General features: G+C 26.8%; 10 protein-coding genes. 9 read left to right on the forward strand and 1 reads right to left on the reverse strand.

All coding sequences use genetic code 11. From position 1 onward, the window contains the following. Positions 1 to 194: 194 nt before the first annotated feature. From HF862_RS04575 to HF862_RS04615, 9 genes are all read left to right on the forward strand, one after another. Positions 195 to 917: a glycerophosphodiester phosphodiesterase gene (locus HF862_RS04575; RefSeq protein WP_170186742.1), complete on the forward strand. Its 723-nt coding sequence runs from the start codon at positions 195 to 197 to the stop codon at positions 915 to 917. Between the two features lie 30 nt (positions 918 to 947). Further along, positions 948 to 1,961, forward strand: coding sequence for a C4-dicarboxylate TRAP transporter substrate-binding protein (locus HF862_RS04580; protein WP_170186743.1), 1,014 nt, complete (start codon positions 948 to 950; stop codon positions 1,959 to 1,961). Positions 1,962 to 2,044: 83 nt separating this feature from the next. Next, positions 2,045 to 2,518: a TRAP transporter small permease gene (locus tag HF862_RS04585; RefSeq protein WP_170186744.1), complete on the forward strand. Its 474-nt coding sequence runs from the start codon at positions 2,045 to 2,047 to the stop codon at positions 2,516 to 2,518. Beyond that, positions 2,518 to 3,801: a TRAP transporter large permease gene (locus tag HF862_RS04590; RefSeq protein WP_170186745.1), complete on the forward strand. Its 1,284-nt coding sequence runs from the start codon at positions 2,518 to 2,520 to the stop codon at positions 3,799 to 3,801. The genes HF862_RS04585 and HF862_RS04590 overlap by 1 nt, the downstream gene beginning before the upstream one ends. A gap of 473 nt (positions 3,802 to 4,274) precedes the next feature. Further along, positions 4,275 to 5,300, forward strand: coding sequence for a C4-dicarboxylate TRAP transporter substrate-binding protein (locus tag HF862_RS04595; RefSeq protein WP_170186746.1), 1,026 nt, complete (start codon positions 4,275 to 4,277; stop codon positions 5,298 to 5,300). A 67-nt stretch (positions 5,301 to 5,367) separates the two neighbouring features. Continuing rightward, positions 5,368 to 5,835 carry a TRAP transporter small permease gene (locus HF862_RS04600; protein ID WP_170186747.1) on the forward strand — a complete coding sequence of 156 codons (468 nt, stop codon included), beginning with the start codon at positions 5,368 to 5,370 and terminating at the stop codon, positions 5,833 to 5,835. An 11-nt stretch (positions 5,836 to 5,846) separates the two neighbouring features. Next, on the forward strand, positions 5,847 to 7,133 hold the full coding sequence (locus tag HF862_RS04605) for a TRAP transporter large permease (protein ID WP_170186748.1): 1,287 nt from the start codon (positions 5,847 to 5,849) through the stop codon (positions 7,131 to 7,133). A gap of 94 nt (positions 7,134 to 7,227) precedes the next feature. Next, the gene (locus HF862_RS04610) at positions 7,228 to 7,944 is read left to right on the forward strand and encodes an MgtC/SapB family protein (protein WP_170186749.1); all 717 of its coding nucleotides are present in this window, start codon (positions 7,228 to 7,230) and stop codon (positions 7,942 to 7,944) included. Between the two features lie 91 nt (positions 7,945 to 8,035). Next, positions 8,036 to 8,839, forward strand: a complete 804-nt coding sequence (locus HF862_RS04615) for a nitroreductase family protein (protein WP_170186750.1) — start codon at positions 8,036 to 8,038, stop codon at positions 8,837 to 8,839. Positions 8,840 to 8,912: 73 nt separating this feature from the next. On the opposite strand, the gene HF862_RS04620 is transcribed toward HF862_RS04615, so the two are convergent. Next, positions 8,913 to 9,800, reverse strand: coding sequence for a PocR ligand-binding domain-containing protein (locus HF862_RS04620; RefSeq protein ID WP_170186751.1), 888 nt, complete (start codon positions 9,798 to 9,800; stop codon positions 8,913 to 8,915). Positions 9,801 to 10,245 lie beyond the last annotated feature (445 nt).

Raw genomic sequence — 10,245 nt, forward strand, 5'->3', positions numbered from 1 at the left:
CGAAATCGAGAAAAAAATAATCATTTCAGTATAAAAAATTCTACAAAAAAACTAAAATATTATTGACAAATTAAAATAAAGTTGCTAATATATTAATATAAAAAAATTAATAAAAGCTGGAGAGGGGAGTGGCTATTAGAATTTTCATTTTTTGAAAAAATTTTAGGCTACTTTTTTTCGTTAGGGGTGGAAGAATGTTAGTTATAGGTCATAGAGGAGCTTCTGCATATGCTCCAGAAAATACTTTATCTGCTTTAAAATTAGCTGTAGAGCAAGGAGCCAATGGAGTAGAAATTGATGTTCAATTAACAAAAGATGGGAAATTAGTAGTTATTCATGACTGGAAAGTTGATAGAACTACTAATGGAAAAGGTTACATTTACCAATTAGACTTTGATTATATAAGAAGTCTAGATTGTGGAAGTTGGTTTTCTGAAGAATTCAAAGGAGAAAGAGTGCCAACATTAAAAGAGGTATTTGAAGTTGTACCAAAAGATGTTCTTCTAAATATAGAAATTAAAGAAATTGAAAGAGGAAGAGCTGATATTGAAAAACTTGTATTAAAAGAAATTTATGAAGCTGACAGATTAGAATCTGTTGTAATTTCATCATTCCATCATAGTATTATCCAATCATTACACAAATTAGAACCAAAATTAAAATTAGCTTTATTAACAGCTAGTGAAATTTTAAATCTACCAAAATATTTAGATGACAATGGATTAGTTTCTTACAGTTATCATCCAGAAATTAATTTAATAACAAAAAATACTGTAAAAGAATTAGAAGAAAAAGGAATAAAAACTTTTGTTTGGACAGTAAATACTGTTATTGATTATCAATGGTTAGATAGCATAGGAGTTCATGGAGTAATCACAAATTATCCAGATGTTATGTTAAAGGAAAACAATAAATAGTTAATAATACAGTTTGAAAGGAGAAAATTTATGAGAAAATTTAAAAGTCTTTTATTAGCTCTTACAGTAGGAGCATTTTTAATGGGATGTGGAGGAGAGAAAAAAGAAGCTGCAAAGGAAAATAAACCTTTAGAAATAAGAGTAAGTTATATTTTTAAAGATAATGAGCCTACTCATATTGCTATGGCAGAAGCAGCAGAAAATATCAACAAGAGATTAAAAGGACAAGTAGAATTATTATTATTCCCTAACGGACAATTACCTGTTTATAAAGATGGATTAGAGCAAGTTGTTAGAGGAGCTAATTTCATATCAGTAGAAGATTTAAGTTATATAGGAGATTATGTTCCAGAATTTACAGCTTTAGCAGGACCAATGTTATATGAAAGCTATGATGAATATGTAAAATTAATGCATACAGACTATGTAGAAGGATTAAAGAAAAAAGCTGAAGAAAAAGGAATAAAAGTTTTATCACTTGATTATATCTTTGGATTCAGAAGCTTAATAACTGATAAAAAAGTAGTTGAACCAAAAGATTTAAAAGGATTAAAAATCAGAGTTCCAGCTAGTAAATTATTTATTGATACTTTAAATGCTATGGGAGCAAGTGCTGTATCTATGCCATTTGGAGAAACTATATCAGCTTTACAACAAGGTGTTATTGATGGGTTAGAAGGTTCTTATGCAACTAACTATTTAACAAAAACTTATGAATTAAGAAAGAAAATGAGTTTAACTCAACACTTCTTAGGAACTGCAGGAGTATATATTTCTACAAAAGTTTGGAATAGTTTAACAGATGAGCAAAGACAAATTATGCAAGAAGAATTTGATAAGGCTGCTGTAAATAATAACTTAAGAATGGTTGACTTAGATAAAGAATTGATAGAAAAATTACAAGCTGCTGGTGTAGAAATTAATGAAGTTAATTTACCTGCATTTGCTAAACTTACAGAAGGAATCTATGATAATTTAGGTACTCCAGAAGGAACTTATGAAAAAATTCAAGAAGAATTAGCTAAAATTAGAAATGAAAAATAATCTATAAGTCTAATATGTAAAGTTTAACAGAGGCTTCTTTAAATAAAATTAAAGAAGCCTCATTTAATAAGAGAGGTATACTTATGAAAAAAATATTAAATAATTTAGAAGAGATAGTAGCTGGAATATTTATCTGTATAACAGTTTCTAGTGTAATTATGAATGTTATGTTGAGAACTTTCGGTGGTTCTCCAATTTCAAGTGCAGAAGAGATAGCTACAACTTCATTTATATGGAGTATATATATTGGTGGAGCTGCTTGTTTTAAGAAAAAAATGCACATAGGTGTTGATATGCTTGTACAACTTCTTCCTAAAAAAATGCAAAGAATCTTTATGGTCTTAGTAAATATTTTTGTAACAGTTTTAACAGGAGTTTTATTTTATTTAAGTATTATTTTTACAAAATATTCTGTATCTAAACCAACATCTGTATTAGGAATTTCATCAGCCTATGTAAATTCAGCTTTAATAGTTGGGTTTGGATTAATATTATTCCATTCTATAGGATTTACAATAAAAGCTATTAGAGATATAAATAAGGAGGGAGATAAATAATGGAAAAATTATTACCAGTTTTAATACTTTTTATTTTATTTTTCTGTAATATTCCAATTTCCTTTGCTTTGTTTGCATCATCACTATTTTATTTTTTATTTATGAATACAAATACTTTTGCAGATTTAATATTACAAACTTTTATAAAAAGTGCTGAATCTTTCCCATTACTTGCTATTCCATTTTTTATAATGGCTGGAGCTGTAATGAATTATTCAGGAATTAGTGATAAATTAATGAAAATGGCAGAAGTTTTATCAGGGCATATGAAAGGAGGACTTGCTCAAGTAAATGTTCTTCTAAGTGTGCTTATGGGTGGAATTTCTGGTTCAGCTAATGCTGATGCTGCTATGGAATGTAAAATCTTAGTTCCAGAAATGACAAAAAGAGGATTTTCAAAATCTTTCTCAGCAGCAATTACTGCAGCATCTTCAGCTATTACTCCAGTAATACCTCCTGGAATAAATTTAATTATTTATTCTTTAATAGCCAATGTATCTGTTGCTAAAATGTTTTTAGCAGGTTATGTTCCAGGATTTTTAATGTGTATAGCTTTAATGATTACTGTAAGTATAATTTCAAGAAAAAGAGGTTATGGAGCTACTAGAGAAAAAAGAGCCACAGGAAAAGAGGTTGCTCTTCAAATGAAAGATTCTATTTGGGCTTTGCTTTTACCATTTGGAATTATTTTAGGAATGAGAGTTGGATTCTTTACTCCTACAGAAGCTGGAGCTATGGCAGTTTTATATTGTTTATTCATTGGTTTCTTTATTTATAAAGAATTAAAAATAGAACATTTAGCTGGAATTGTAAAAGAAACTGTTTATGGTACAAGTAGTGTTATGTTTATAATTATTGGAGCTGGAGTTTTTGGACAATATCTAAATTGGGAGAGAATTCCACATATTATTGGAGAATATTTAATGAATATAACTTCTAGTCCTATTGCATTTTTATTAATAGTAAATGCTATTTTACTACTTATTGGAATGTTTATAGAAGGTGGAGCAGCTATGATTATTTTAGCACCACTTTTAATTCCTACAGCAAGAAGTTTAGGAATAGACCCAGTACATTTTGGAATAGTTATGATTGTTAATATTATGATAGGAGGAATCACTCCACCATTTGGTTCTATGATGTTCTTAACATGCTCTATAGTAGATGTTCCTATTAAAGAATTTGTAAAAGAATCTCTACCATTTATAGTAGCATTATTTATAGTTCTAGTAATAGTAACATTCTGTCCAAAATTTATGTTATTACTTCCAAATTTAATTTAGAAAATAAAAATAAGAAAAAAGGTATTGTAAAATTATACAATACCTTTTTTTATAAATTGCAACAAAATTTTTTTGATATTTTTGTATAAAAAAGTGTTTATAATTTGTAAAATTAAAATATATAAAATAAAATTAAATTATATCAAATAACACCATAAATATAAAAAAATTATTAATAACATTTTTTAATAAAAAAAATAAAAATGATATTAAAATTATAATACTATTTTATTTTTGAAAATAAATTTCAATAAGATAACAAAAAAATATTGACAAAAGATAATAAAGTTGTTATCATATAAATATAAAAATACATAAAAAGCTGGAGAGGGGAGTAGCTTAAAGAAGTTCTGAATCAGAACTTTATTTAAACTACTTTTTTATTTAAGCTACTAAATTTTGAATGGAAAATATATTATTTTCCACTAACACAAAGTAAAAGGGTTCTAAAAAATTTTGAAAGGAGAAGTTTCATGAGAAAGTTTAAGAGTTTTTTATTAGCACTTACTGTAGGAGTATTTTTAATTGGTTGTGGTGGAGAAAAAAAAGATTCTGCTAAAGCTGAAAAAAGAGTTATAAAAGTAAGTACAAAATTTGTTGATGATGAACAAACAGCAAAATCTTTAGTAAAAGTTGTTGAAAAAGTTAATGAAAGAAGTAATGGAACTTTAGAGTTACAACTATTTACAGGTGGAACATTACCAATAGGAAAAGATGGAATAGAACAAGTAGTTAATGGTTCAGATTGGATATTTGTAGATGGAGTTAACTTCTTAGGAGATTATGTTCCAGATTATAATGCAGTTACAGGTCCTTTATTATATCAAACATTTGATGAATATCTAAGAATGGTTAGAACACCTTTAGTTCAAAATTTAAATAAACAAGCTGAAGAAAAAGGAATAAAAGTGTTATCACTAGATTGGTTATTTGGATTCAGAAGTATGATGACTAAAAAACCTATCAGAACTCCAGCAGATATGAAAGGAGTTAAATTAAGAGTTCCTACTAGCCAATTATATACATTTACAATAGAAGCTTTAGGAGGAAACCCTGTTGCAATGCCATATCCAGATACATATGCAGCTATTCAACAAGGTGTAATTGATGGTGTTGAAGGTTCAATATTAACTTACTATGGAACTAAACAATATGAAAACGTAAAAGAATACTCTCTAACAAAACACCTTTTAGGAGTTTCAGCAGTTTGTATTTCTACAAAAGTTTGGGATAGTTTAACAGATGAGCAAAGAACAATATTACAAGAAGAGTTTGATGCAGGAGCACAAGACAACTTAGAGCAAACTATAAAATTAGAAAAAGAATATGAGGAAAAATTAAAAGAATTAGGTGTTAGATTCTATGAAGTTGATGGAGAAGCATTTAATAAAGCTGTTGCACCAGTATATTCTAAATTCCCTAAATGGACTCCTGGAATCTATGAAGAAATAATGAAAGAATTAACTCAAATAAGAGAAGATATAAAAAACGGTAAATAAAATTATAGTATTTATAATAGGGGAGAAGTCCCCTATTATAAATTTTATGAAAAATCAGAGGTGAGAGATGAGAGATTTTTTAAAAAAGTTTGAATTATATCTTGGAAGCATTTTCATTGCTATAACTACAATAGTAGTAGTGATGAATGTATTTACAAGATATGTATTAAAATTCACATATTTTTGGGCTGAGGAAATAGCAGTAGGTTGCTTTGTATGGACTATATTTTTAGGAACTGCTGCAGCATACAGAGAAAAAGCGTTGATTGGTGTAGAAGCTATTGTAGTTTTACTTCCAAAAAAAGTTAGAAAAATAGTTGAATTTTTAGTATACATATTATTATTTGGATTAAGTAGTTTGATGTTTTATTTTAGTTATACATATGTATCATCATCTTCTAAAATAACAGCAGCTTTAGAGATATCATATGCATATATAAATTCATCTATAATTATTTCTTTTGGATTAATGTCTTTATACTCTTTATTATTTGTAATAGAAAGTTTTAAGAAATTAATAAAAGATAAAGAATAGGAGGTAAAAGAATGAATGCGTTATCACCAGTAATAGTGCTGTTTATATTATTTTTCTTAAATATCCCTATAGGATTTGCTCTTATGGGTTCAGCACTGTTTTATTTTATGTTTATAAATCAAACTATGGCAATGAACATGGTTATACAACAATTTGTTACATCAGTAGAATCATTTCCATATTTAGCAGTTCCATTTTTTATAATGGTTGGTTCTGTAATGAACTATTCAGGAATTAGTGAGCAACTTATGAATATGGCTGAGATATTAGCAGGTCATATGAAAGGTGGACTTGCTCAAGTAAACTGTTTGTTAAGTGCTATGATGGGAGGAATTTCTGGTTCAGCCAATGCAGATGCTGCAATGCAATCAAAAATTTTAGTTCCAGAAATGATAAAGAAAGGATTTTCTCCATCATTTTCTGCAGCAGTAACAGCAGCTTCTTCAGCAGTTAGTCCTGTAATTCCACCTGGAACAAACTTAATATTATATGCTTTAATAGCAAATGTTCCTGTAGGAGATATGTTTTTAGCAGGATATACTCCAGGAATTTTAATGACTGTTGCTATGATGATAACAGTATATATTATATCAGTAAAAAGAGGATATGAGCCATCAAGAGAAAAAATGGCTAGTCCTAAAGAAGTTTTTAACCAAGCAATGAAATCTATATGGGCTCTTGCAATTCCATTTGGAATAATTTTAGGAATGCGTATGGGAATGTTTACTCCAACAGAAGCAGGAGGAGTAGCTGTAGTATTTTGTTTCTTAGTAGGTTTCTTCGTATATAAACAACTAAAATTAAAACATATACCTATTATTTTAATGGAAACTGTAAAAAGTACAGGTTCAGTTATGATAATTATAGCTAGTGCAAAAGTTTTTGGATATTATATGACTTTAGAAAGAATTCCTCAAATAATAACACAAGCATTAATGGATTTTACAGACAATAAATTTTTATTATTAATAGTTATAAATTTATTATTATTATTTGTTGGAATGTTTATAGAAGGTGGAGCAGCTTTAGTAATATTAGCACCATTATTAGTACCAGCTGTTAAAGGATTAGGTGTAGACCCTCTTCACTTTGGTGTAATTTTCATAGTAAATATTATGATAGGTGGATTAACACCTCCATTTGGTTCTATGATGTTTACAGTATGTTCTATAGTCAATGTTCGGCTAGAAGATTTTATAAAAGAAGTTTGGCCATTTATTGTATCATTATTAGTTGTTTTATTAATAGTAACTTATTCAGAAAATATTGCATTATTTATTCCAAATTTATTTAGATAAATCATTATATTTTAATTTTATATAAAGTGGAGAATGGAGAGCTTTTACAAATTTTATTTGTAAGGCTCTCTATTTGTTTTTTTAAGGGGGATTTATGAACGATTCTTTCAATTTAATATTATCAAATAGAGAAATCATAGTAAGAATTGTTGCAGCTATTTTAGTAGGTGGAATGATTGGATATGAAAGAGGTGTTCATAACAGGCCAGCAGGATTTAGAACACATATACTTGTATGTTTAGGAGCTTGTATAGTTTCTATGATTCAAGACCAATTAAGAGTAAATATTATTAATTTTGCTCTTTTATATCCAGAAGCTTCTCAAGTAATAAAAACAGATTTAGGAAGAATAGGAGCACAAGTGGTCAGTGGAATAGGATTTTTAGGTGCTGGAACTATTATGAGAGGAGATAAAGGAACAATAGGAGGACTTACTACAGCTGCTTCTATTTGGGCAACAGGATGTTTGGGAATAGGAATTGGTTGGGGATTTTATTCTTTAGCTGTTCCAGCTGGAATAGCTATTATAGTAGTATTAGTCACTTTAAAACAATTAGAAAGGTCTTTGATAAATAAGCAATATATTCTTGAAATAGAAATGGTTTTTACAAATAAATCATCTGTAAGTATGTGCTCTGTAAATATCTATGATATTTTAAGAACTATGGATATAAAAATAAAAAATATTCAAAAAGTAGAAAGTGAAAGAAGAATTATTTATTCTTTAATAGTACCTAAACAATTTAATTATTTAGATTTAATATCTAAAATATCATGTTATGATTTTGTTGAATCAGTAAATGTAAAATAAAAAATACTATATTTTACCATTTTTTGATTTTATATTTTCTTGCTAAAATTTTTGTTATAAGATATTATATAACAAAAAATAGGAGGAGAAAATGGTAAATATAAATATTGAAAAATGTATAGGTTGTGGAAAATGTATAGGGGTTTGCTTTCCAAGAAATATTTTTTTAGAAAATAAAAAAGCTAAAATAAAAAGAGAATGCATGAAGTGTGGTCATTGCTTAGCCATATGTCCAGTATCAGCTATAAGAATATCAGATTATCCAGATGATGATATAAGAGAATATGATGAAAAAACTTTTAAAATAATTCCAGAAAATCTTTTAAATTTTATAAAATTTAGAAGAAGTATAAGAGATTATCAACAAAAAGAAGTAGAGATAGAAAAACTAAAAAATATATTAGAGGCCATTAGATTTACAGAAACAGGAGAAAATAAACAAGGAACTCGTTGTATAGTAATAAAAAATAAATTTAGAGAATTTAAAGATATTACTTGGGAAGGGTTTAAAAATTATTTAGAAAACATGACATTAGATGACTCTAGTTTTAGATGGAGAGACAAGTGGTTTGAAAAATATCAAGAATATATGGAAAAAAGACCAGAAACTGATATGTTTTTCTTTAATGCTCCTATGATTATGTTAATAGTAGCCCAAGATGAGTTAGATGGAGGATTAGCTGCTTCTAATGTAGAGAAAATGGCTGTTGCTCAAGGATTAGGGGTGTTATTCAGTAGTTTTATAAAAACTAGTTTAAAATATAGTGATAGAATAGATAAGTTTTTAGACCTGAATAAAAAAGAAAAAATAGTTGCTTGTATGCTATTAGGATATCCTAATAATAAATATTTAAGAACTGTACCAAGAAAAGAGAAAAAATTAGAAATTTTATAAAAAATTTTTGAATAAGAAGAACTATAAATTAAAAGATATTAATTTATAGTTCTTTTTTGTTGGATTTTAAAAATTATTGATTTTTTAAAATATTATCTCTAAATTCTTTAGGTCTTATTCCAGTATATTTCTTAAATACTTTTGTAAAATAGCTACTATCATCCATACCTAATTCAAAAGAAATTTCACTTATACTCTTATTAGTATATTTTAAAAGATATTTAGCTTGTTTTATTTTCTTTCTAGTAACAAAATCTATAAAAGTTTTTCCAGTTTCCTTTTTAAAAGCTCTTGTAAATTGAGAGACACTCATATTACAAGAAGAAGCAGCTTCAGCTAAAGAGATATTTCCATTAAGATTTTTGTTTATATATATAATTGCTGCTCCAATAGGCAAATCATTTAAACAAATTCTATTGTCAGATACATTATTTTCAATTTTATGTGTAGACCATTTTCTAGTTTTTATACATTGAGTTATATAGCTAGAAGTATAGGATAATAAATTGGCCACACTTGTTATTTCAGCAAAGGTCATTCTTTTTAATTGTTTATAATTTTCTCCTAATTTATAACCATCTACATTTTTTCCTAAATTATCATTCATAACTTGTTGTATATTAAAAGATTTTTCATCTTCTAAAACTATTTGACCTACAATAAATGCTCCTAATAATTCATTATCATATAAAATAGGCACAATCATATCAACTAAACCCGAATGACATCTATAAATATAAGGTTTTAGTGTCAGAAAAGTTTTATTTAAAGCATGCATATCACATTTTTCACATAATAAATTTAAGTTTTTATTATTTCTAAACAGTTTGCAAAAATCAGAAAAATTTCCTTTTTCGGTAATATAATTTCCTTCTCTATCCACAATTACAACTGCTAACTTAGTAACATCTATTATTTCGTTTTGAATTTTTATTAGTTCGTTCTTATATCTTTTTATCATAACTTCTCCTTAGTTAAAAAATAACATAAAAAAGTATTTATATTATATCATAAAATAAAAAAAAGTATATGTAAAGAAAAAATAAAAAATATTTAAAAAATAGTAAAATTTGATAAAAAAACAGTAAAAAAAATATAAAATAAAAAAAAATGATTAAATTTTTCTATTTTTAAGTAGTAAAATTACTTGTTGTAAAAATCTTTTTGAAGTATTATATTTATATAAAAAGATATAAAAACATACATAAATAATATTAAAACGTATAAAAAAATAAAGCTTGGGAGAATAGGAGAAGCTTAAAGAATAATCTTAAAGAAAAGGATTATTTTTTTAAGCTTTTTTACTTGGCTGGAGGGAACAATGAATAGAAAATACATTATAGCATTAGACCAAGGTACTACTAGTTCAAGAGCTATTGTTTTTGATAGTGACCAAAAAATTGTTG

Origin of the sequence: Fusobacterium sp. FSA-380-WT-3A, from assembly GCF_012843705.1 — a bacterium.
GTDB lineage: Bacteria > Fusobacteriota > Fusobacteriia > Fusobacteriales > Fusobacteriaceae > Fusobacterium_B.

Coding starts and splice junctions, on each gene's coding strand:
- HF862_RS04575 (WP_170186742.1), top strand. CDS start 195: ATGTTAGTTATAGGTCATAGAGGAGCTTCTGCATATGCTCCAGAAAAT.
- HF862_RS04620 (WP_170186751.1), bottom strand. CDS start 9,800: ATGATAAAAAGATATAAGAACGAACTAATAAAAATTCAAAACGAAATA.
- HF862_RS04610 (WP_170186749.1), top strand. CDS start 7,228: ATGAACGATTCTTTCAATTTAATATTATCAAATAGAGAAATCATAGTA.
- HF862_RS04595 (WP_170186746.1), top strand. CDS start 4,275: ATGAGAAAGTTTAAGAGTTTTTTATTAGCACTTACTGTAGGAGTATTT.
- HF862_RS04605 (WP_170186748.1), top strand. CDS start 5,847: ATGAATGCGTTATCACCAGTAATAGTGCTGTTTATATTATTTTTCTTA.
- HF862_RS04590 (WP_170186745.1), top strand. CDS start 2,518: ATGGAAAAATTATTACCAGTTTTAATACTTTTTATTTTATTTTTCTGT.
- HF862_RS04580 (WP_170186743.1), top strand. CDS start 948: ATGAGAAAATTTAAAAGTCTTTTATTAGCTCTTACAGTAGGAGCATTT.
- HF862_RS04585 (WP_170186744.1), top strand. CDS start 2,045: ATGAAAAAAATATTAAATAATTTAGAAGAGATAGTAGCTGGAATATTT.
- HF862_RS04615 (WP_170186750.1), top strand. CDS start 8,036: ATGGTAAATATAAATATTGAAAAATGTATAGGTTGTGGAAAATGTATA.
- HF862_RS04600 (WP_170186747.1), top strand. CDS start 5,368: ATGAGAGATTTTTTAAAAAAGTTTGAATTATATCTTGGAAGCATTTTC.